Here is a 22,948-nt window from a genome sequence, read left to right as displayed (position 1 = left end):
CATCATGCCCGAAGCGGGCTGAAAGCTGGAGTCGGCGGGTTTCACCCACACGCAAGGACGCTGGAAAAATGACGCCAACAAATCGATTTAGCGCTTATCCGACTGGTTCACTCAGGCTAAACTCGCCGCAGCCCTACTGGCCTGCCACGAGCGCGCAATGAACCACCCCCAAGAAATCCGCCCAGACCTGGACGAAGGCATCGACCGGAAAGTTCTGGCGACCTTGCGTGCGCGCTTTCTGACGCTCAACCAAGGTCGCCTGCAACGTGCGATGGAGGGGCTGTCGACGCGCCAGCAACAGGTACTGACACTGTTGCCGCTGCTGTTCCACGTCAACCACCCACTGCTGCCCGGCTATGTCTCGAGCAGTACGCCCGCCGGGGTGGCCGGTTTCGAGCCTGCCGACGACCTGGTCGCCGAAGCGCAACGGCTGGCACGCTCGTTCGCCTACAAGGCCCGCCAGGGGCAGGCAGCGCGCCCAATCCATGGCGTGTTCCTGATGGGCAGCCTGGGCTCGCTGGCCCAGGCCGAACAAAGCGACATGGACTTGTGGGTCTGCCATGCGCCAGGCCTGGGTGATGACCTGCTGAACGAGCTGCGCCGCAAATGCCAACTGCTGGAAACCTGGGCCGCCAGCCTAGGCGCCGAAGCACACTTCTTCCTCATCGACCCGCAAGGCTTTGCGCAAGGCGAGCGGGACGGCCAGCTTGGTTCCGACGACTGCGGCACCACCCAGCATTACCTGCTGCTCGACGAGTTCTACCGCACCGCCATCTGGCTGGCTGGGCGCACGCCGCTGTGGTGGCTGGTGCCGGTCTACGAAGAGCACAACTACAGTGCCTATACCCAGACCTTGCTCAGCAAGCGCTTCATCCGCAGCCAGGACGTGCTCGACCTCGGCAACCTGGCGCATATCCCCCCCGGCGAGTTCGTGGGTGCTGGGCTGTGGCAACTGTTCAAAGGCATCGACTCGCCCTACAAATCGCTGCTCAAACTGCTGCTGACCGAAGCCTACGCCAGCGAGCACCCCGCCGTGCGCTGCCTGAGCCTGGACTACAAGCATGCGGTGTTCGCCAACCAGCTCGACCTCGACGAGCTGGACCCTTACGTGATGGTCTATCGGCGCATCGAGCACTATCTGCGGCAACGCGGCGAAACGGCGCGCCTTGAGCTGGTCAGGCGCAGCCTGTACCTGAAGGTCAACAAGAAACTCAGCGGCCAGGTGCGCGCCAACGGTTGGCAGCGCCAATTGCTGCAACGCCTGGCAGACGAATGGGGTTGGGACGAGCGCCAGCTGGCCCTGCTCGACAGCCGCAGCCAATGGAAGGTTGGCCAGGTCGCGGTCGAACGCCGCGAGCTGGTGGCTGAGCTGAACCACAGCTACCGCTTCCTCAGCCAGTTCGCCCAGACCCGCAACGCCAGCAGCCGCGCCGACCAGCGTGACCTCAATGTGCTGGGCCGGCGCCTGTACGCCGCCTTCGAGCGCCGTGCCGGCAAGACCGAGGTGATCAACCCAGGGATCGCCCCGGACCTCGCAGAAGGCACCCTCACCCTGGTCCAGGCCCCCAACCGCAAAGAGCCGGGCAGCCACCACTGGGAGCTTTACACCGGCAACCTGAGCACGCACGAGGTCACGCATTTCAGCCCGATCAAACGCTGCCGCGAGCTGCTCGAACTGCTGACCTGGGCCCATCGCAATGGCGTCATCGACAGCAGTACACGCTTCGCCGTGCACCCTGGCGCCAGTGACCTGCGCGAGCTCGAGCTGTTCAACCTGCTGGGCAGCTTGCAGCAGACCCTCGACCTGCCGCTGCCGACCGTCAGCGAAGTCCGCCTGCTGCAACCCAGTGTGGCCGACGAAATCCTGTTGCTGATCAACGTCGGCATCGACCCGCTGCGCCAGCACCGCGACCTGAACATCCTGATGACCACCGAGCGCACCGACTCGCTGAGCTACGCCGGCGTGCGCGAAAACCTGGTGCTGACGCTGGACCAGGTCACCCTCAACAGCTGGAATGAAGTGCTGGTGCAGCGCTACGACGGCGAGCACGCATTGCTGCGCTGCCTGCGCGACTACCTCAACAGCCTCGGCCAGCGCGGCCACCGCCCCCGGCTACGGGTACGCTGCTTCTGCCACAACCGCGCCCAGGCCATCGAGCAGCGGGTCGAGGAGGTTTTCGCCACGGTGCAACAGTTGCTCGACCAGGGGGCGAACTACCGCTACCTGCTGCAGGTAGCCCAGCACACCCATGTGCTGGAGCTACTGCCCGGCCAGGTAAGCCTGGCGACCCTGGCTGACCACCAGGCGCTGCTGGACTACCTGAGTGAAGAACGCAGCCGCTACAGCCCGCTGCACCTGGACGCCAATGCCCTGCAGGACCACGACCTGGCACTGGTGCTGGAGCAGGGGCGGCCCGCGTGCATCCAAGTGTTCTATCGCCTGCAAGGCGCCTGGGCCGATCTGTATGTGCTGGATGAGTACAACGCGCTGTGGCAACAGCGCCTGCCATTGCAGGATGAAGCCCATCTGCTGCTGCCACTGCAACGCTTCCTGCGTTCGGTGCTGATGCGCCGCGATACTCAACTGCCGCTGGACGCCCTGCGCCCCGCTTCGCTGGATATCCACTATGGGCAGTTGTTGCCGTCAGGCCCGGGCAAGGCGCGCAGCATCGAGCCACGGCTGGTGCCTATCGAGGGCAGCGGCCAGCCGTACTATGAGGTTCAGGCGATTATCCAGGGCGGTGCCGCGGGCGCCGTGACGGTGACGTTGTACTGTGACCAACAGGAGTTCTCCGAGCTGGACCATGGCGATCAGCTGTACGCCGTGGTCGCCCGGCAGATCATCGGGCAACGCCGCAGCGCCGGTCATTACCGCTGCTACATTACCGACCTGGATTTGTCCGAGCTGCTGGGTGATGAGCTGGGCGCGACCGTTCTGTACCTGCGTTACAAGCGGGAGCTGGAACAGGCGCTGAATGAGGGGCTAGAGCAGTTGCAGGCAGCGGTCGGGGGATGAACCAGTGGGGCCGCGTTGTACCCCTATTTACAGGGCATGCGCGAACATTGTGGGGCCTTGTGCCGCGATGGGCCGCAAAGCGGCCCCCAAAAGGCTCACAGGTCGAAATCACCCGCCGCTTCTGGCTGATACTCGACTTCCAGCAGCTTCAGCTTGAGGGTCTTGCCGCCCGGCGCCGGCCAGTCGATCTGCTCACCGACCGAAAGGCCCAGCAAGGCACAACCAATCGGCGCCAGGATCGACACCTTGCCTTCCGGCCCAGCATCCTTCGGGTACACCAGGGTCAAGTGGTAGTCCTTGCCGCTGGCCTCTTCACGGCAGTGCACGCGCGAGTTCATGGTCACCACCCCGGCCGGGACGTCCTCGTGACCGACCACCTGTTCGGCGCGGTCAAGCTCGTCCTGCAGGGCGAGCACACCCGGCGTACTTTCGTCGAGGCTGTCGATCAGACGCTCGAGACGTTGTACGTCCAATCGGGTGAGGATGAGGGAAGGCTTGGTGCTCATGATCCAGTCAGACTCCTTTGAACAGGCAATTTTCGTCGGGCAAATAAAGCAAAACCCCGCCCAAGGGCGGGGTTTATGATGACTTTGGCGTCACCGACGCAGAACCTGACACTACCACAGCCGGGCAAATACTCAAGCCCGTGCGCGCAAGGCCTCGGCTTCGCGGCAGATCTGCCGGCGCCGCTCGTCGTCCGCAGACCGCCATTCGCGGATGTGCTCCACAGGGCGGTGGCAGCCGGTGCAGACACGCTGCTCATCCAGGCGGCAGACGCTGATGCACGGCGATTTCACGGCCGTGCTGACATTGCTGTAGAGCGGCTTGGGCGGCCGCAGCTGCTCACTCATCTCAGATCTCGTCGAAGTCCAGCTTCTCGCCGGCCCGCTCCCAGACGATGCGCTCCAGCATCTCGCCGAGCAGCTCTTCGCTCTTCTCGCAGATCCACTTCTTGCTCTCTTCGTCGTAGTCGAAGTGGAAGCCACCCGACTTGTCCGCCAGCCACAACTGGCGCAGGGGCTCCTGGCGGCTGAAGATCAACTGGCTGCCGTTGTCGAACTTGATGGTCAGGACACCGGCGGAGTTCTCCATGTCCAGGTCCATGCCGCTCTCGTCGAACAGGTCTTCCAGGGCCTGTTGGGTCGCGTCGACCAGATCATGGAAACGCGCTTCGCTCAAACTCATTGCAGGAACCTCGAAATTGGCTGCGTTACAGGCAAGCCGGGCAAGATACGGGCGCTTGCCGCCGAATGCAAAGATTAGCCATTGCAGGCGGCAAGAATAGCCCGCCCGGCGGACCGGCTCTTGCATAGGCAATCCGCCGGTCGCTCGGTATACTCGGGCGCAATACTGCATATTTCAAAGGATTTCACCCATGAAGCGCCTGATTTCCTCGCTCGCGGCGCTGGTCGCGGTTGCCTGCCTCGTTTCGGCCTGCGGTCAGAAGGGCCCCCTGTACCTGCCGGAAGACGGCAAGGACGGCAAGGGCAGCCAGAAGTCGCATCAGCACAAGCACGCTCCGGCGGTACAGCCGCAAGAAGAGCAGCCTATCCAGCCCGAGCAAACGCCAGAGCAGTAAGGAAATCAGATGAACGCTTTCAATTACCGCGACGGTGAACTGTTCGCGGAAGGTGTGGCCCTGTCGGCCATCGCCGAACGTTTCGGCACCCCGACCTACGTGTACTCGCGTGCCCACATCGAAGCCCAGTACCGCAGCTATACCGACGCGCTGCAAGGCGTCGAACACCTGGTGTGCTTTGCAGTCAAGGCCAACTCCAACCTCGGTGTGCTGAACGTGCTGGCCCGTATGGGCGCAGGCTTCGACATCGTTTCCGGCGGTGAGCTGGAGCGCGTACTGGCCGCTGGCGGCCGCGCTGATCGTGTGGTGTTCTCCGGTGTCGGCAAGACCCGCGAAGACATGCGCCGCGCGCTGGAAGTCGGCGTGCACTGCTTCAACGTCGAGTCCACCGACGAGCTTGAGCGCCTGCAAGTGGTGGCCGCCGAGATGGGCAAGGTTGCCCCGGTCTCGCTGCGGGTCAACCCGGACGTCGACGCCGGCACCCACCCGTACATCTCCACCGGCCTCAAAGAAAACAAATTCGGCATCGCCATCGCCGACGCCGAAGCCATCTACGTGCGTGCCGCCCAACTGCCAAACCTGGACGTGGTCGGTGTCGACTGCCACATCGGTTCGCAGTTGACCACCGTCGAGCCGTTCCTCGATGCCCTCGACCGCCTGCTGGACCTGGTCGACCGCCTGGCCGACTGCGGCATCCACCTGCGCCACCTCGACCTGGGTGGCGGCGTTGGCGTGCGCTACCGCGATGAAGAGCCGCCTTTGGTGGCCGACTACATCAAGGCCATCCGCGCGCGCGTCGGCGACCGCGACCTGGCCCTGGTCTTCGAGCCGGGCCGCTACATCGTGGCCAACGCCGGTGTTCTGCTGACCCGCGTCGAGTACCTCAAGCACACCGAACACAAAGACTTCGCCATCATTGATGCGGCGATGAACGACCTGATCCGGCCGGCCCTGTACCAGGCCTGGATGGGCGTCAGCGCGGTCACCCCACGCGAAGGCCAAGGCCGCGCCTACGACCTGGTCGGGCCGATCTGCGAAACCGGCGACTTCATTGCCAAGGAGCGCGAGCTGAACCTGGCCGAAGGCGATCTGCTGGCTGTGCAGTCTGCCGGCGCCTATGGTTTTGTCATGAGCTCGAACTACAACACCCGTGGCCGTTGCGCCGAAATCCTGGTCGACGGTGACCAGGCGTTCGAAGTACGCCGCCGCGAAACCGTCGCCGAACTGTATGCTGGCGAAAGCCTGCTGCCGGAGTGAGCCCATGCTGCTGCGTTTCACCAAGATGCATGGGCTGGGCAATGACTTCATGGTCCTCGACCTGGTCAGCCAACACGCACACATCCAGCCCAAGCATGCCAAGCAATGGGGCGACCGCCACACCGGCATCGGCTTCGACCAGCTGCTGATCGTCGAGGCACCGAACAATCCAGAAGTGGACTTCCGCTACCGGATCTTCAATGCCGACGGCTCCGAAGTCGAACAGTGCGGCAACGGTGCGCGCTGCTTTGCCCGCTTCGTGCTGGACAAGCGCCTGACCGCGAAAAAGCGCATCCGCGTCGAAACCAAGAGCGGCATCATCGAGCTGGACGTGCAGAACGACGGCCAGGTGAGTGTCGACATGGGCCCGCCGCGCCTGGTGCCGGCCGAAATCCCCTTCGTCGCCGACGAGCAGGCACTGAGTTACCCACTGGAAGTCGACGGCGAGGTTCACGCCATTGCCGCTGTGTCCATGGGCAACCCACATGCCGTGTTGCGCGTCGATGACGTGCATACCGCGCCTGTGCATGCCCTGGGCCCGAAGATCGAAAACCATCCGCGCTTCCCGCAGCGGGTCAACGCTGGCTTCATCCAGGTCATCGACCGTCACCGTGCCAACCTGCGGGTCTGGGAACGCGGTGCCGGCGAGACCCAGGCCTGCGGCACCGGCGCTTGCGCTGCGGCCGTGGCGGCTATCAGCCAAGGCTGGATGGACTCACCGGTGACCCTCGACCTGCCGGGTGGCCGCCTGCACATCGAATGGGCCGGCCCCGGCAAGCCCGTGTTGATGACCGGCCCGGCCGTACGCGTCTACGAAGGACAGGTTCGTCTCTAAGCGAGTAACCGCCATGACCGATCAGCCCAAGGTTGTACCCCAGCAGTCCACCGAGCTCGATGCCGAGGCGGTGGTCGCGTACCTGCGCGCCCACCCGACCTTCTTCGCCGAGCACGACGAACTGCTGGTCGAGCAGCGCATCCCCCACCAGCGTGGCGACAGCGTGTCGCTGGTGGAGCGCCAGCTCAAGCTGCTGCGCGACCGCAACATCGAGATGCGCCATCGCCTGTCGCAACTGATGGACGTGGCGCGAGACAACGACCGGCTGTTCGACAAGACCCGCCGGCTGATCCTCGACCTGCTCGATGCAGGCAGCCTGGAAGAAGTGGTGATGGCGGTCGAAGACAGCCTGCGCCAGGAGTTTCAGGTGCCCTTCGTCAGCCTGATCCTGTTCGGCGATAACGTCGCGCCAGTGGGCCGCTGGGTCAGCAACGCCGAGGCGCACCAAGCCATCGGCGGCCTGCTGGGGGGCGGCAAAACGGTCAGCGGCAACCTGCGCGACCATGAGCTGGCGTTCCTGTTCGGTGAAGATCAGCGCCTCGAAGTCGGCTCCAGCGCCGTTGCCGCCCTCGAATACCAAGGGCTGCACGGCGTGCTGGCGATTGGCAGCCGCGACCCGCAACACTACAAGAGCAGCGTCGGCACCCTGTTCCTCGGCTACATTGCCGAGGTGCTGGGCCGTGTCGTGCCGCGCGTTACCCAGACCCTGCGTCCGGTGCGCTGATGGAACGCCAGCTGGAGGCTTATTGCGCACACCTGCGCAATGAGCGCCAGGTGTCCGAGCACACCCTGCTGGCTTACCGCCGTGACCTCGACAAGGTCATTGCCTACTGCAACGATCAGGGCATCGCCGGCTGGCAAGCGCTGCAAATCCAGCAGCTACGCCAGTTGATCGCCCGCCAGCACCACCAAGGCCAATCCTCGCGCAGCCTGGCGCGCCTGCTGTCGGCCGTGCGCGGCTTGTACCGATACCTGAACCGTGAAGGGCTGTGCCAGCACGACCCGGCCAGCGGCCTGTCTGCGCCCAAGGGCGAGCGCCGCCTGCCCAAGACGCTGGATACCGACCGCGCCCTGCAACTGCTCGATGGCGGCGTCGACGACGACTTCATTGCCCGACGTGACCAGGCCATGCTCGAACTGTTCTATTCGTCAGGCCTGCGCTTGTCCGAACTGGCTGGCCTCGACCTCGAATACCTCGACCTTGCCGGCGGGCTGGTGCAGGTGCTGGGCAAGGGTGGCAAGGCGCGCGTACTGCCTGTCGGCCGTAAAGCCCGCGAGGCCCTGCAGGCGTGGTTGCGCCTGCGCGGCATCGGCGGCCCACGCGACAGCGCCGTGTTCATCACGCGCCAAGGCAATCGCTTGAGCCCACGGGCTATCCAGATGCGGGTCAAGGTCGCCGGCGAGCGTGAGCTGGGCCAGCACCTGCACCCGCACATGCTTCGCCATTCTTTCGCCAGCCATCTGCTGGAATCGTCCCAGGACCTGCGTGCGGTGCAAGAGATGCTCGGCCATGCCGACATCAGCACCACGCAAATCTACACCCACCTGGACTTCCAGCACCTGGCCGCGGTGTACGACAGCGCCCACCCCCGGGCCAAACGCAGCAAAGGCACAGACTCATGAGCATCAAGCTGATCACCTTCGACCTCGATGACACCCTGTGGGAGACCGCGCCGGTGATTGCCAGCGCTGAAGTGGTCCTGCGCGACTGGCTCGAAGCCAACGCGCCGATCCTCGGCGGCGTGCCGGTCGAACACCTGTTCGCCATTCGCGAGCGCCTGGTGCAGGCCGAGCCCGGCCTCAAGCACCGTATCAGCGCCCTGCGCCGGCGGGTGCTGTTCCATGCCCTGGAAGAGGTCGGCTACAGCGAAAAGCACGCGCAGGCGCTGGCCAACGAAGGCTTTGAAGTGTTCCTGCATGCACGCCACCAGGTGGAAATTTTCCCGGAGGTGCAGCCGGTGCTGGAAATCCTGCGCCACCAGTACACCCTGGGGGTGGTCACCAACGGCAACGCCGATGTGAGCCGCCTGGGCTTGGCGGACTACTTCCGCTTTGCCCTGTGCGCCGAGGACCTGGGCATCGGCAAACCGGACCCGGCACCGTTTCTCGAGGCGCTGAAACGTGGCGAGGTCGAAGCCAGCGCGGCGGTGCATGTGGGTGACCACCCCGGCGATGACATTGCCGGCGCCCAACGGGCCGGGCTGCGGGCCGTGTGGTTCAACCCACAAGGCAAGGCCTGGGTCGGTGAGCGGGCACCCGATGCCGAGATCCAGCGGCTTTCGCAACTGCCTGAGGTAATGGCGCGCTGGCGCTGACAGGGGCCGCTTCGCGGCCCATCGCCGGCAAGCCAGCTCCCACAGGTATGCGCTGCGCCTAAGGTAGCTTTATCCTGGGGGAGCTGGCTTGCCGGCGATAGGGCTCCTAAACCCAACACGCACAAAAAAGCCCGCAGCGACGGCGGGCTTTTTTGTGGGCGACCACTCAGATAGGGCGGCTGCCGTATTTGTTGTCCGGCTTCTTGGGCGGATCGGCGACCACGTTGGCCTCCACTTCCTGCACCTTGCCACCGCGCGAGAGGAACTCTTCCATCGCTTTGGCCAGCGCATCGCGCTCCTTCTGCTTGGCTTCCATGCTCGGCATCTCGTCTACCGAGACAGCGGCCTTGGACTTGCCTTTGGCAGTGGGCGCAGGGCTATCGTCTTCGCCAGCGTCTTCCGCAACGTCGTCAGCCGCTGCTTCGAGACCCTCATCAGCCTCATCATCGTCGCCTACTTCGAGGTCGTCGTTTTCCAGATCATCGTCGCTCATGTTCTACCTCATGACTTGCGAAAAGCAGGTTGGTTATAGACCAGTGCAGCCGTAGACCGGCAGCCACCAGTGAAAATTCAACTGGCCGTGGGTTGGCCACTGCCTTGGGCATCCACCTCCTGATGGGAGGGTCGTACCCTGCAGGCCCTGCTCCTGGCAGGACCTGACGAAATCCTTGAGCCACCTGCTGGCCACGCGCTAATGGCAAGCCTAGCAAAGGCTGGGGAAGCGTGCGGACTGCATGTCAAACACCCTTCGGCGCGCATTCTAGCGCGCCCGTGGAAAAAGCAAAGCTCCATAAACGCTCGGCATCTTGTAAGTTTTCTGCCTACGTCGCGAACGTGACGGATAAACCGTTTGCCGTGCGGGAAATGGCAAAAATCAGACGAAAAAATGCCCGGCGAACCGGGCAAGTTTTTACCGCGTCGCAGTTACAGGTTGTAGCCGCGTTCGTTGTGCTGAGCCAGGTCGAGGCCGACCGACTCTTCTTCTTCGTTGACCCGCAGGCCCATCACCAGGTCCAGCACCTTGAGGATCACGTAGGTGACGATGGCGGTGTAGACCACGGTGAAAATCACGCCTTTGGCCTGGATCCAGACCTGCATGCCGATATCGGTGACCGTGCCGAAGCCGCCCAGGGCCGGTGCGGCGAACACACCGGTAAGGATGGCGCCGACGATACCGCCGATACCGTGTACGCCGAAGGCATCCAGCGAATCGTCATAGCCCAGCTTGCGCTTCAAGCTAGTGGCGCAGAAGTAGCAGATCACACCCGAAGCCAGGCCGATCACCAGGGCGCCCATCGGGCCCACGGTGCCTGCGGCAGGCGTGATTGCGACCAGGCCGGCGACCACACCCGAGGCGATGCCCAGGGCACTCGGCTTGCCGTGGCCAAGCCACTCGGCAAACATCCAGCCCAAGGCCGCAGCGGCGGTGGCGATCTGGGTCACCAGCATGGCCATGCCAGCCGTGCCGTTGGCGGCGGCGGCAGAACCTGCGTTGAAGCCGAACCAGCCGATCCACAGCATCGCTGCGCCCATCAGGGTGTAGCCCAGGTTGTGCGGGGCCATCGGCGTGGTCGGGTAGCCTTTGCGCTTGCCCAGCACCAGGCAGCACACCAGGCCAGCGATACCTGCGTTGATGTGCACCACGGTGCCGCCGGCGAAGTCCAGCACGCCCCAGTCCCACATCAGTGCGCCATCACCGCTCCACACCATGTGCGCGATCGGTGCGTACACCAGGGTGAACCAGATGCCCATGAATACCAGCATCGCGGAGAACTTCATGCGTTCGGCGAAGGCACCGACGATCAGCGCCGGCGTGATGATGGCGAAGGTCATCTGGAAGGTGATGAACACCGCCTCAGGGAACAACGCGGTGGCCGAAGTCAGGCTGTCGGGCGTGACGCCGCTGAGAAATGCCTTGGAGAAGCCACCGACGAAGGAATTGAAGTTGAGCACGCCCTTTTCCATACCACTGGTATCGAAGGCCATGCTGTAGCCGTAGACGACCCAGAGAATGCTCATCAGACCGGTGATCGCGAAGCACTGCATCATCACCGAAAGCACGTTCTTGGAACGCACCATGCCGCCGTAGAACAGGGCCAGGCCCGGGATGGTCATGAACAGCACCAGCGCCGTAGCGGTCAACATCCAGGCGGTGTCGCCGGAGTTCAGCGCTGGGGCAGCTTCCTCTGCCAGGGCGAGCCCGGGCATTACGAGGGACAATAGGGCTCCTAGCCCTGCGATCTTACGCAGAGTCATGTTGTTTTCTCCTGGGGCGTTGGGTTTGGTGAGGCTTTTTTTGTTACTTAGATCGCGTCGGTATCGGTTTCGCCGGTACGGATGCGGATCGCCTGCTCCAGATTCACCACGAAGATCTTGCCGTCACCGATCTTGCCGGTGTTGGCTGCCTTGGTGATGGCTTCGATTACCCGATCAAGGTCCTTGTCGTCGATGGCGACGTCGATCTTCACCTTGGGCAGGAAGTCGACCACGTATTCAGCACCGCGATACAACTCGGTGTGGCCCTTCTGCCGACCGAAGCCTTTGACTTCAGTGACGGTGATGCCCTGCACGCCGATTTCCGACAGTGACTCGCGCACGTCGTCCAGCTTGAACGGCTTGATGATGGCTGTGACTAGCTTCATGAAACTCTCTCCCGATTTGGTGGACTTGCCCCAGGAAAACAAACCCGTCTCAAGTCTAAGCGCAGCGGTTGGCTTTGTAACGCGTCGTCGGCATCCGGCTCCGCGTGCGCACTGCCTGGTCACAAGGAACTGCATCAGTGCATGGCTCGTACAGGTCATTGCAGAAACCTTGCCAGTTCCACTAAAACGCCAGAAAACAGCGAGTTGCACGAAATAGTCGGGATTGGCCAGTCGCCAGCATTGAAAAGATGCACGATTTCGGTGCGCGCCGGCTTGGCCCACTGCGCGAAAAATGTGCAGTGCGCACTGCTTGCTCACTGGCCAAACCGCGTTTTGCTGCGTGTTACACTGCGGGTCATTTTTCAGTTTCAGTGGACAGCCGAACATGCTCGCGCCCAAAGCCCTTCTCGATGCCCTGAGCGACCAGGCCTCACGCCTGTTCAGCAGCGATACCGCCCAGCCCCGCGCCGAACTGGAAAGCCAGTTCAAAGTGCTGATGCAGGGTGCCTTCAGCAAGCTGGACCTGGTCAGCCGCGACGAATTCGACAGCCAGATGGTCGTGCTGGCCCGTACCCGCGCCCGCCTGGAGGCCCTGGAGAAGCAAGTCGCTGAGCTGGAAGCGCGGATGGCGCCGCCCAGCGAATAAGGCTCAGGCGGAGGCCTGCAATCGATCCTCGCGCCGATTACCTGGTTTCGGCGGTAACTCGCTGGCGTGCAGTGTGCCGCGGAACAGCGTCGCGCCGCACAAGGTGAACAGCGTCTTCACCCGGTTGTGCGAGTTGAGTATCTCAGCCTGGATATGCTCGATGTCGTTATCCGCCGGCTGCAATGCGACCGCACGGTTGATCCACTCGATGGCGGCGAAGCGGCTTTGCTTGCGCGTGCCCTGCCCTTGCATCCAGGCCAGCCCTAGTTCAGCACTGGCGCGAGCGGCAATACTGGCGTCCGGGTGCTCGACCAGCGCCTGCAAGTAGTCGACGGCTTCGGCCTGTTCCTGCGGTTCGCCGAACTGACGCAGCAGAATACCCAGCTGCAGACGCGCACTGGCAGCGGTCTGCATATCGCCCAACGCATCGTTCAACAATCGCCTGACGGCCAACATGGCACTGCGCTCATTCAAGGCTTCTGCGCTTTGCATGCGACGGCAGGCCAAGGTGTATTTCGCCTGCTTGCAACCGGTCTCTACCGCGCGCAACAACCAATAGTCGGCAGCACTCGCGTCCAGGTACTGCGCGGGGGTGTTGGGCAGCGCGCCTCGGTGCAGGTCATGAAGGCTAAGGGCAGCCTCTGGCAGGCTCAGCTCGGCACAGCGTTCATAAAGGTAGAACGCTGCCTCGTGCTGGTTGGCAGCCCAGAGCAGGCGTGGCACTTCAAGCACGTCCAAACCCGGCCCTTGGCGGCCACATTGGCGCTTTACCGCAGCCAGTGACCACACACGTGCCTGCTCGTTCGAGCACTGAAAACCCCACAGCCCAAACGCATGCCCAACCGCCCTCAACGCACAGGCGGCGGGGTGCGAGCGGCTCGCGCAGAGCTGCTCGATAGCGATACGAAAGGCCTGCTGGTCATCCTTCACTGCGTGGAACAGCATGACGCAGACAAAACTACGGAAGGGCTGGCCGATGCCCGGGACGAACCCAAGGTCAGGGTAAAGATTTACACTGACGGCAAAATCGCGCAGGGCGCCGGCGTAATCCTGCTGAGCACAACCACGCAAAGCACCACGCCAGGCCAGCAAGGTGGCACGCTCCCTGGGCCTGAGTGCTCGCAGCGACCACGCCTTGAAGACCTGCAGCCACACAGCGATCGACTGCGACTGGCCGGCATGCGGCAGTTCGAGCTGGTCCTCGATAGCCAGCCAGCGCAGTGCATTACGCTGTTCCTCGGGCCAACGCTCACACAGCGGCCCAATGGCCAGGGCGTCGATCGCGGCGTCACTGCCTCCCCAGCAGGGCAACAGGTAGGTTGCATAAGCCTGAATCGCTTCGAAACAGCCGGGGAATGCGCCAAGTGCTTGATGCAGCCAATAGTGCTGGACGTTTTCTCGCCCCTGCTCGGCCCGCTCGCACAGGCACGCCGGTAAGGCCTGAGGTAGTTCGGCCAGAGGTAGCAGGCCGTATTTCACCAGCAGCGGCGCTGCAGCCTCTTGCACCTCCACGTCGGCCTGAGCACAGGGGCTGAAGCGCACCGGCTGGCCGTCGAACAGGCCCAGCAACCAGCCTGGCTCCGCGAAATGCGCGCTGATCTTCAGCATGCCGATCGCCGCTGCCACGGGTTGGTTTGAGCGCCCCATGGCACGCAGCAGGTGCGCCGCGCCAATCTCGCAAACCTGTTCCGCCGCCAGCCGACGCTCGGCGCTGATGGGCTCGGTGTTGGCAGACTCGCGGATATGGCAGGCCCGGCTGAAACAATGAAAGCCCATCACCACCTGAGGGTGATAGGCCTTGGGGCAGGCATCGATCCAGGCCTTGAGGATCTGCGTCAGGGCCTTGTCACCCTGGCTGTCCCAATCGACCAGCATGTATCCTTCGACGGCCTCCAGGTAGGCCGGGAACTCGCCGGGCGGCGACTGCCGCCAGCGCACTTCGAGGATGTCGAAGAAGCGGTTGAGTTCAACGAATGCACTGGCCTGCACCAGTTCACGGATTGCCTGGCGAGTGCGAGTGAGCGTTTGCACGGGGCAATACCTCAAGTCCATTTGTAGGAAGTTGTGTTGCCATCCCATGGCAATCACAGTAGCCCTTCAACACTAAGCCATACCCTGGATCTGCGCAAAAATAATTGGATCCATTTGTGTCGGATTCTAAGAAAACCCAGGGGAAATACCTGACCTGAAAAACCAGGACGCACACTTATTGCGCTGATCGTGGCAGTCGCCGCTAAGCTTGCCCAAGCCGCAGGAAGCGGCCCCATTCCGCGACAATGGAGCGTCCATGTCACTTGCTCTCGTCCACAGCCGCGCCCAGGTCGGCGTGCAGGCACCGGCGGTCAGCGTCGAAACTCACCTGGCCAACGGCCTTCCCCACCTGACCCTGGTCGGCCTGCCCGAAACCACGGTCAAGGAAAGCAAAGACCGGGTCCGCAGTGCCATCGTCAATTCCAGCCTGGATTACCCAGCCAGGCGCATCACGCAAAACCTGGCTCCTGCCGACCTGCCCAAGGATGGCGGGCGTTATGACCTGGCCATTGCCTTGGGCATCCTCGCCGCGAGCGGGCAGGTGCCGGTGGCCACCCTCTGCGACATCGAATGCCTTGGCGAACTGGCGCTGTCCGGCCAGTTGCGCCCCGTGCAGGGCGTGCTACCGGCGGCGCTGGCGGCACGGGAAGCAGGCCGGGCGCTGGTAGTCCCGCGGGAGAACGCCGAGGAAGCAAGCCTGGCAGGCGGGCTGGTGGTGTATGCCGTCGGGCACCTGCTGGAGCTGGTCGCCCACCTGAACGGCCAAGTGCCCTTGCCGCCGTATGCCGCCAATGGCCTGGTCTTGAACAGCCGGCCCTACCCCGACCTCAGCGAGGTACAGGGCCAAATCGCGGCCAAGCGCGCCTTGCTGCTGGCGGCCGCCGGGGCCCATAACCTGCTGTTTACCGGCCCGCCTGGCACCGGCAAGACCTTGCTTGCCAGCCGCCTGCCAGGGCTGTTGCCGCCACTGGACGAGCGCGAAGCGCTGGAGGTGGCAGCCATTCAGTCAGTCAGCGGCCATGCGCCGTTGAACAGCTGGCCGCAACGCCCGTTCCGCCACCCACACCACTCAGCCTCGGGCCCTGCGCTGGTAGGCGGTAGCAGTCGGCCGCAACCCGGCGAGATCACCTTGGCTCACCATGGTGTGCTGTTTCTCGATGAACTGCCCGAATTTGAGCGGCGTGTGCTGGAGGTATTGCGCGAGCCGCTCGAGTCCGGAGAGATCGTGATTGCAAGGGCCCGGGACAAGGTACGTTTCCCTGCGCGGTTCCAGTTGGTGGCCGCGATGAACCCCTGCCCTTGTGGCTATCTGGGCGACCCTACCGGCCGCTGCCGCTGCAGCACCGAGCAGATCCAGCGCTATCGCAACAAACTGTCGGGGCCACTGCTGGACCGCATCGACCTGCACCTGACCGTGGCGCGTGAAACCACCACCCTCAACAACCAACCCAGCGGCGAGACCAGCGCCGCTGTCGCCGAACGGGTGGCCGAAGCACGCGAGCTGCAGCAACGCCGACAAGGGTGCGCAAATGCCTTTCTCGACCTCAACGGCTTGCGCCGCCATTGCCCGCTGGAGGCGGCGGACCAAGCCTGGCTGGAGACAGCCTGCGAGCGGTTGACCCTGTCGTTGCGCGCGGCCCATCGGCTGCTGAAAGTGGCACGCACGCTGGCGGATCTGGAAGGTGTGGCGTCGATTACCAGGGCGCACCTGGCCGAGGCGCTGCAGTATCGGCCTGGGAGCTGATCTGAATCCGCGATTTTGGGGCCGCTTTGCGGCCCATCGCGACGCAAGGCCGCGCCTACACGTACAGCGCCCGCCTCCGCCCGGGGGAGGCTGTGCGGCGTTATCGGTCGACCAACGCCGCCTCAACCGCCGCCAGCAACGCCTCTTCAGAAAACGGCTTGCCCAGGCACGCCACCGCCCCATGGCGCTGCGCAGCCTTCAGCGCCATGTCGTCCCAATGCGCCGACATGCAGACGACCGGCAGCCGCCAGCCCCTGCGCGCCAGCTCACGCAGCACATCTAGCCCGGAAAGCCCAGGCATCTTCAAGTCCAGCAACGCACACCCGGCCTCGCGCGCCAGCGTCGAGGCCAAGAACTCTTCGCCCGAACCAAACAGCAATGCGCCGAAGCCTGTCGCTCGCAGCAGGTTGGCCAGGCTTTTGCGCACAGACGCATCATCGTCGACGATGCACACCCACGCCCTGTCGCGTTCAACCTCGGGGTTCATGCGGCGCCCTGGCCCTCGGCACGGGCCTCGAGCACGTTGTGCATGGCGACCAGTTCGACCAGCGAGCGGGACTGCATCTTGTTCATGATGTTCTTTTTGTGCACCTTGGTCGTCACCTCGCTGGTGCCAATCTCTTTGGCAATCTGTTTGTGCGACAACCCGCCGACCACCAGCGCGAACACCTGCCGCTCACGTTGGGTCAGGCGCGCGTACTTTTCCCTGACTTGCCGTGTATGCCGCCACGCGCGCCCAGCCGTCAGCGCACGGGCACGCAGCGCCGTCAGCAGGGTCAGCAATTGCGTCTCATCAAAGGGCTTGGTCAGGAACTCCACAGCACCCGCACGCATCGCCTGAACGGTCATGGGAATAGTGCCGTGGCCGGTCATGAACACGATCGGCCAGGGCAGGTCGAGCCGACGCACCATCGCCTGCAGCTCCAAACCGCTGGCCTCAGGCAGGTTCATGTCCAGCAACAGGCAGGCATAAGGCGTGTCGGCATGCGCTTCAAGCAGCGCCTCAGCCGAGGCGTACAGGCGATGCACAATGTCGTGCGAGCGAAAGAGGCGCCCCAAGGCGTTGAGCACCGATGGGTCGTCATCCACCACCAGCACGGGCACCGCTGCGCAATCAGCCGCGGGCTCAGCCGTATCGAGGTCGAAGGCTAGCGAAGCGTTGCTCAAGGGTCTCGCCGGCAGGTCGAGGGCCACTTCAGATGCCAGCCGATAGCCGCGGCGTGGCACGGTCTGGATCAGGCCGCGGTCACCGAACGCCTTGCGCAACAAGGAGATCTGCACCTGCAGGTTGTTGTCTTCGACCACCGTGCCGGCCCACACCTGGCTGAACAGCTCGTCCTTGCCAACCACACGGCCTTTGGCGCGGATCAGTGTTGCCAGCACCTCGAAAGCGCGCCCGCCCAACACGATCGGCTTGCCGTCGAGAAACGCTTCTCGTCGCTCCAGCGACACCTGGGCATTGCCAAATCGGATCATGGTCTTCTCGAGTCTCACGGGTCCGGGCGGTTGCGCAGCCCCGTGCAATCTAGGCCAGCGCCCGCATTCATACAATTATCCCGAGGGATAGGTTGGCCTTGGACTATACAAGCGCCCGCCACGGCCAAGGGGACGATAACGGTCAAGATGGTTCCCGTTCCTGCCAAGCCGTCTGGCCCGCGCATGCGCGGGGGGATCGCTGCGTATACTCGCGCCCTTGGATGTGGTTAGCAGGGGGTGCTTGATGCTCGATGAACGCCTCGCTTACAGGCCCATCGATTATGACCAGTCAATCGACGAGGGCTGGTTGAATCGGTGCGACATCACTCGCCTGGGGCAGGAAGGCGAGCTGACCTACTTCCGCCTGTGTGACCCCGGCACGGGGCAGGCCTGGATCGCTGTGCGGGCCCCGATCGAATCCCCTGCTGCCTGCCAGCGCCTGGAGCGCGATTATCGCCTGCGCCTCGACCCGGAGTGGGCGGTGATGCCCTCGGCCTACGTGCGTTCGGCTGAAGGGCCGCTGCTGGTGTATACGGGCGGCCGCTCGGTCGCCGACCTCATCGCTCAAGGCCCGGCAGCGCTCCCCGGCTTCCTCGACATCGCCGTCAAAGCCGCATCAGCATTGGCGCTGGCACACGCTGCCAACGTACTGCACGGTGCCTTGCAACCCGCGCATATCTGCGTGCAGCACGCGCAGCGGGTGAGGCTTGGCGGGTTTCGCGCGGATGCGCACTCGCTCATCAGCGAGCAAGGCGCCCCCATCGGCAACTGGTCCTACCTGGCGCCGGAACAGATCTGCCCCCTCGGCTCCAGCAGCGACCAACGCAGCGATATCTATGCGCTGGGTGCCATCCTGTACCAGCTTTTGCTGGGCGAGTTGCCGCTCGCCGGGCGCGACACACTGCACTGGCGCCAGCTGCATGCCGGCGTGCAGCCACGGGCGGCCATCGAGGTCGACAACCGCGTGCCGCAGCCGCTCAGCCGCATCCTCGCCAAGGCCCTGGCCAAAGAGCCCGATGCCCGCTACCAGACCGCCCGTGCGCTGGCGGTGGACTTTGCTCACTGCCAGCGGCAGTGGCTGGCGGCCCAGGCCATCGAAGATTTCGAGCCTGGCAGCGCTGACCCCCTTTCGCCCAACCACGAACGCCTTTATGGCCGCACAGCCGAGCAGAAGGTCATCACCCTGCTGCTCAAGGCATTGCGCCGCGACAGCGCGCCCCAGGCCCTGTTCATCAAGGGCGCTACCGGCATGGGCAAGTCCAGCCTGGTACAGGCAGCGCTCAAGGGCGGCGCCGAGGGTTATTGGGCCAGTGGCAAGTGCAACAGCCTGGAACGGGCGGTGCCCTATGGGCCCTGGATCGAGATTCTCGGTTCGCTGACCACCCAATTGCTGGCCAAGAACCGCGATGACCTTGACGCGCTGCGCCGTGAAATTCTGCGGCGCATCAAAGGGCGCGGCCGTTTGCTGGGCAAGCTGGCCCCAGACTTGAAGCTGGTGATCGGCCCCATGGCCGAGTTCCCGGAAAAGCCCACACGGCTGGCCTTGCAGAAAGAGCTGCGAGCGATCGTCGAATTCCTGCAGGTGTTCAGCCGCCCCGGGCGCCCATTGGCGCTGTTTCTCGATGACATGCAGTGGGCTGACGACGCCACGCTGCACTTGCTTGATGAGCTGCTGGAGCAAGCACCCAGCAACCTGCTGTTGATCTTCGCCCGGCGCAGCGATGCACCACCCGGCAGCAAGCCCCTGGTTACCCCGGCGTCCATCCGTAGCACCACCCTAGACCTACGCCCCCTCACCGTCGGCGCCGTGATGGAGATGATCAGCGAGCGCTACCACGCCGCGCCTGACGCTGCCTTGCAGCTCGCCGAGCTGGTGCATGCGAAGACCGCTGGCAACCCGTTCTTCATCCACCAGATCCTCGGGGCGATGGTCGAGGACCAGTTGTTCACCTTCGACACCCAGACCATGCGCTGGTCGTGGTCGCTGCCAGCAGTAGCGCAACACCGCTATGCCGACAACGTCGCCGACCTGATGGTCCATCGCCTGGCACGCCTGCCTGAAGCCCAGCGCACTGTGCTGCGCTTTGCCAGCGCCGCGGGTGGCCGATGCGACGAACGCCTGCTGCGCCGCATGCTGCCACTGCCCGCCGAGCAACTGGCCGAACAGCTCAAGGCATTGATTGGCGCGGGCTTCCTGCTGCCGGGGCACAAGGCGCTGGTGTTCTCGCATGATCGCGTACTGGACGCCGCCTACGCACTCACCCCATCGCGCGAGCGGCCGGCGCTGCACGCGCATATTGCCCAAACCATGCGGGCGGCCTGGCAAACGGCTCAACACGACGCGGTGTTCGAAATCGCCAACCAGGTGCAGTTGGCCAGCCCGCATGCATTTGCTGCCAGCGACTGCGAAGGGTTTCTGGTGCTGCTGCAGGAGGCCGCGTTGCGGGCGCGCGACAATGCCGCCTATGAGCAGGCCGCCGGCTACCTGCAGGCGGCCGACGAACTGCTGCGCCTCGGCATCACGCTCGGCAGCCAGGCGAACCACGCCTTTACCATCGCCTGCCTGGCCGCAGAGTGCGACATGCAACTGTCACGCATGCCACAAGCCGAAGTTCGCATCCTCGAATGCCACCAGCGTGCGCTATCGGCGCTCGACAAGGCCCGGGTATGCAAGCTTGAAGCACGCCTGCATACCTTGCGTTCGGACTACCCAGCCGCCATCGCGTGCGCCATCGGCGGCCTTGAGCTGTTGGGCATCACGCTTGCCCAGGGCATCCACCCCGAGCAAGTCGAGGCAGCCTATGGCCGTGTCCACGCCCTGATCGAGAACAAGGGCCGTCATTGCCTGGAATCGTTGCCCAGGGCCGATTCGGAAGACGCGGCGGTGGCAATCGCGCTGCTGGCGACCCTTTCATCATCGTTCTTCGTCAAGGACGACCTCTGCTTCCTGCACCTGGCCAAGATCATGGAGCTGTCATTGCTCCACGGCGTCGCCCCCGGCAGTACTTATGGCCTGGCCTGGTTCGGCGTGATGGCGGCCGAGCGCTTTGCCGCCTACCATGACGGCCATGCTTATTGCCTGGCGGCGCTCAAGCTGATCGAGCGGCACGGTTTCGAGGCCGACTTGACCAGCGCCCTGCTCGCGCTCGACCAGGTCAGCGCCTGGACCGCGCCGATGGAGTTTGCCCGGCGCACGGCACTGGAAGCGGTCGAATCGCCGCGCCTGAGCGGCGACCTGGCGATGGCCTGCTATGCCCGCAATCACCTGGTTTCCGACTCACTGTTCATGGGCCAACCCTTGCAGGAAGTCAGCGGCGAAGTGGAGCAAGGGTTGGGCACCGTTCGCGGCTACGGCTACAGCGATGTCGAACACATCCTCTTGGCCCAGCAAGCGTTCGTCGCTGTCATGACCGGCAGCAGTGGCAGAGTCGGCCTTGCGTCGCGCTCGGGGTGCGAAGCGCCTGCCGAAGCCCGCGTGCACAGCATAAAGTCCTGCACCACGCTGTTCTTCAAGCACCTCTACGCCGGCATGTCGGCCTTTTACCTGGGCGATATCAATCAGGCCGTACACCTACTCGCCAGCGCCGGCAGCCATGCCTGGGCCGCCCCTGCACACATCAACCTGGCCGACTACCACCTGTTCCGCGGCCTGACCCTGGGCAGCCCGGAAGCCCCGGGCAGCGCGATGGGCAAATTGGCTGCGCTGCACGAATTGCGCGAGCGCTTTGCTGCGTGGGCGAGCTTCAACCCGGTCACCTTCCGCAACAAGCTTCTGCTGATCGAGGGCGTGATCGCCAAGCTCAGCGGCGATGGCCTGGCTGCCATCCGCTGCTTCGACCAGGCCCAGATCGCCGCCACGGCCGCCGGCTTCATCCATGAGCAGGCCCTGGCCCACGAGCAACTGGCTGAAGTGTGCATCCCCAGTGGCTTGATCTCTGGCGCCAACCTGCACCTGCGCATTGCCCGTGACTGCTTCCACATCTGGGGTGCTACGGGTAAGGTGCGCCAGCTCGAAACCCTGCACCCGTTCCTGCGCACCCAGCCCGTGCAGGAGACCTACCGCTCTGCCAGCCAGGCCAGGCTCGACCTGGAAGTCGGCCTGGAAGCCGCGCGCGCGCTGTCCGAAGAGGTATTGCTAGAGGGCCTGATCGAAACCTTGATGGGCCACCTGACCCAGCACTCCGGCGCCGACCACGGTGCCCTGCTGATCGTCAGCGGCGCCGAGTTCCAGATGGCCGCGCTGGCCTACATCGACGATGCCGGTCTGCACGTGCGCATGGACAATTGCCAGAAGTTCCTGACCCAGGCGCCGCTGTCGATCATCAATGCCACCCTGCGCACCAAGAAACCCATGGTGTTGAACGACGCCCTCAGCGACTGCCCAGAAGCGTTTCGCCAGGAGCTGCACGCACGCAACGCCCGCTCGGTGCTGTGCCTGCCGCTGCTGCTGCAGGGTGTGCTGATCGGCCTGGTCTACCTGGAAAACCGCCTGGTGCCGAACCTGTTCGGCAGCCAGCGCCTGGCCATGCTGGAGATTCTCGCTTCGCAGGCTGCGGTATCGCTGCAAACGGCCAAGTTCTATACGCGCCTGGCCGAGGACAACCAGAGCCGCGCGCAGATGGAGGCCGAGCTGCGCCGCTCACGTGCAGAGCTTGCCCGCAGCGCGCACCTGCAGGTGATGAACGAGTTGTCCGCCTCCATCGCCCACGAGATCAGCCAGCCCCTGCTCGGCATCGCCGCCAATGCGGCCGCCAGCCTGCGCTGGCTCAAGCGCGGCCAGCCCGACCTGGAAGAAGCCATCGCCGGCCTGGAAGATATCCGCAACGACAGTGAACGGGCAGCCAACATCGTCCGCGCACTGCGGTCGCTGGCCAAACAGTCGCCGATGCAACTCAAGCCGGTGAAGCTCGATGCGCTGATTCTGGAAGTGGTGCGCCTGACATCCTCGGATGCCTTGAAAGGCGGCGTGAAGGTGCAAACCCGGCTGCAGGCCGCGACGAGCCTCATGGCCGACCCTGTGCAGTTGCAGCAGCTGATCTACAACCTGATCACCAATGCCCTGGAAGCGCTGGCGGGGTTCCGCGACGATGGCCTGTTGCGCATCACGTCTGCCGTGGTCGAGGCGGGGGTGGAGATTTGCGTGGACGACAATGGGCCAGGGATTGCGCCAGAGGAGCTGGAGCGGGTGTTTGGTGCGTTCTACACCACCAAGAGTGGCGGACTGGGGATGGGGCTGGCGATCTGCAGCTCGGTGATTCAGGCCCATGGTGGGCAGTTGCAGGCTCAGGTTTCGGAGTTGGGCGGGTGCCGGATCAGGTTGACGGTGCCGGTTCGGGCGGATGATTGACCTGTTTTAGCCTATCCGCGAATGGCTGCGCAGCAGCTCCAACCCAACATCGAAATATTT

General features: G+C 64.1%; 19 protein-coding genes. 10 read left to right on the top strand and 9 right to left on the bottom strand.

Annotation, left to right across the window (positions count from 1 at the left end):
* The first annotated feature begins 157 nt into the window (after positions 1-157).
* Complete coding sequence (locus HU764_RS26010; RefSeq protein WP_186703087.1) at positions 158-3,016, top strand: class I adenylate cyclase; 2,859 nt, start codon at positions 158-160, stop codon at positions 3,014-3,016.
* A 95-nt stretch (positions 3,017-3,111) separates the two neighbouring features.
* On the opposite strand, the gene rnk is transcribed toward HU764_RS26010, so the two are convergent.
* From rnk to cyaY, 3 genes are all read right to left on the bottom strand, one after another.
* Positions 3,112-3,522, bottom strand: a complete 411-nt coding sequence (gene rnk, locus HU764_RS26005; RefSeq protein ID WP_027592212.1) for a nucleoside diphosphate kinase regulator — start codon at positions 3,520-3,522, stop codon at positions 3,112-3,114.
* A gap of 132 nt (positions 3,523-3,654) precedes the next feature.
* Positions 3,655-3,867, bottom strand: coding sequence for a DUF1289 domain-containing protein (locus HU764_RS26000; protein ID WP_186703086.1), 213 nt, complete (start codon positions 3,865-3,867; stop codon positions 3,655-3,657).
* 1 nt (position 3,868) lies between these two features.
* Complete coding sequence (gene cyaY / locus HU764_RS25995; RefSeq protein ID WP_027592210.1) at positions 3,869-4,201, bottom strand: iron donor protein CyaY; 333 nt, start codon at positions 4,199-4,201, stop codon at positions 3,869-3,871.
* 190 nt (positions 4,202-4,391) lie between these two features.
* On the opposite strand from cyaY, the gene lptM reads away from it, so the two are divergent.
* Genes lptM through HU764_RS25965 form a run of 6 tightly spaced genes read left to right on the top strand, consistent with a single transcriptional unit; the run spans position 4,392 to position 9,002 of the window.
* Positions 4,392-4,595, top strand: a complete 204-nt coding sequence (lptM, locus tag HU764_RS25990; protein ID WP_033693895.1) for an LPS translocon maturation chaperone LptM — start codon at positions 4,392-4,394, stop codon at positions 4,593-4,595.
* Positions 4,596-4,604: 9 nt separating this feature from the next.
* Positions 4,605-5,852, top strand: a complete 1,248-nt coding sequence (gene lysA, locus HU764_RS25985; protein WP_027592209.1) for a diaminopimelate decarboxylase — start codon at positions 4,605-4,607, stop codon at positions 5,850-5,852.
* A 4-nt stretch (positions 5,853-5,856) separates the two neighbouring features.
* Positions 5,857-6,687: a diaminopimelate epimerase gene (gene dapF, locus HU764_RS25980; RefSeq protein WP_027592208.1), complete on the top strand. Its 831-nt coding sequence runs from the start codon at positions 5,857-5,859 to the stop codon at positions 6,685-6,687.
* 13 nt (positions 6,688-6,700) lie between these two features.
* Complete coding sequence (locus HU764_RS25975; RefSeq protein ID WP_099430767.1) at positions 6,701-7,411, top strand: DUF484 family protein; 711 nt, start codon at positions 6,701-6,703, stop codon at positions 7,409-7,411.
* Positions 7,411-8,310, top strand: a complete 900-nt coding sequence (xerC, locus tag HU764_RS25970) for a tyrosine recombinase XerC (protein ID WP_186703085.1) — start codon at positions 7,411-7,413, stop codon at positions 8,308-8,310. The genes HU764_RS25975 and xerC overlap by 1 nt, the downstream gene beginning before the upstream one ends.
* A complete protein-coding gene (locus HU764_RS25965; RefSeq protein WP_186703084.1) occupies positions 8,307-9,002 on the top strand; it encodes an HAD family hydrolase in 696 nt (231 codons plus the stop codon). Before xerC ends, HU764_RS25965 begins: the two co-directional genes overlap by 4 nt.
* Positions 9,003-9,168: 166 nt before the next feature.
* Here the strand turns inward: HU764_RS25965 and sutA are convergent, their stop codons facing one another.
* The 3 genes from sutA to glnK all read right to left on the bottom strand — a co-directional run bounded on the left by sutA (position 9,169) and on the right by glnK (position 11,644).
* On the bottom strand, positions 9,169-9,495 hold the full coding sequence (sutA, locus tag HU764_RS25960; protein WP_027592204.1) for a transcriptional regulator SutA: 327 nt from the start codon (positions 9,493-9,495) through the stop codon (positions 9,169-9,171).
* A gap of 431 nt (positions 9,496-9,926) precedes the next feature.
* Positions 9,927-11,258, bottom strand: coding sequence for an ammonium transporter (locus HU764_RS25955; protein ID WP_027592203.1), 1,332 nt, complete (start codon positions 11,256-11,258; stop codon positions 9,927-9,929).
* Positions 11,259-11,305: 47 nt separating this feature from the next.
* Complete coding sequence (glnK, locus tag HU764_RS25950) at positions 11,306-11,644, bottom strand: P-II family nitrogen regulator (protein ID WP_002555808.1); 339 nt, start codon at positions 11,642-11,644, stop codon at positions 11,306-11,308.
* A gap of 385 nt (positions 11,645-12,029) precedes the next feature.
* Between glnK and HU764_RS25945 the strand changes: the two genes are divergently transcribed.
* A complete protein-coding gene (locus tag HU764_RS25945; protein ID WP_085272187.1) occupies positions 12,030-12,290 on the top strand; it encodes an accessory factor UbiK family protein in 261 nt (86 codons plus the stop codon).
* 3 nt (positions 12,291-12,293) lie between these two features.
* Here the strand turns inward: HU764_RS25945 and HU764_RS25940 are convergent, their stop codons facing one another.
* On the bottom strand, positions 12,294-14,321 hold the full coding sequence (locus tag HU764_RS25940; protein WP_186703083.1) for a DUF4034 domain-containing protein: 2,028 nt from the start codon (positions 14,319-14,321) through the stop codon (positions 12,294-12,296).
* Between the two features lie 256 nt (positions 14,322-14,577).
* Here HU764_RS25940 and HU764_RS25935 point away from each other — a divergent pair, with 256 nt between their 5' ends.
* The gene (locus HU764_RS25935) at positions 14,578-16,065 is read left to right on the top strand and encodes a YifB family Mg chelatase-like AAA ATPase (protein WP_027592198.1); all 1,488 of its coding nucleotides are present in this window, start codon (positions 14,578-14,580) and stop codon (positions 16,063-16,065) included.
* A gap of 100 nt (positions 16,066-16,165) precedes the next feature.
* Here the strand turns inward: HU764_RS25935 and HU764_RS25930 are convergent, their stop codons facing one another.
* Together HU764_RS25930 and HU764_RS25925 are read right to left on the bottom strand one after the other, a co-directional pair.
* Positions 16,166-16,519 carry a response regulator gene (locus tag HU764_RS25930; protein WP_186681496.1) on the bottom strand — a complete coding sequence of 118 codons (354 nt, stop codon included), beginning with the start codon at positions 16,517-16,519 and terminating at the stop codon, positions 16,166-16,168.
* A 29-nt stretch (positions 16,520-16,548) separates the two neighbouring features.
* On the bottom strand, positions 16,549-17,541 hold the full coding sequence (locus tag HU764_RS25925; RefSeq protein WP_186681450.1) for a response regulator: 993 nt from the start codon (positions 17,539-17,541) through the stop codon (positions 16,549-16,551).
* A gap of 244 nt (positions 17,542-17,785) precedes the next feature.
* Here HU764_RS25925 and HU764_RS25920 point away from each other — a divergent pair, with 244 nt between their 5' ends.
* Entirely contained in the window at positions 17,786-22,888 is a 5,103-nt protein-coding gene (locus HU764_RS25920; protein ID WP_186703082.1) for a trifunctional serine/threonine-protein kinase/ATP-binding protein/sensor histidine kinase, read from the top strand.
* The last annotated feature ends 60 nt before the right edge of the window (positions 22,889-22,948 follow it).

This window comes from Pseudomonas kermanshahensis (assembly GCF_014269205.2).
Classification (GTDB): Bacteria; Pseudomonadota; Gammaproteobacteria; order Pseudomonadales; family Pseudomonadaceae; genus Aquipseudomonas; species Aquipseudomonas kermanshahensis.
Note: the sequence above shows the minus strand (reverse complement) of the source record. Positions and strands in the feature narration are given on the sequence as shown.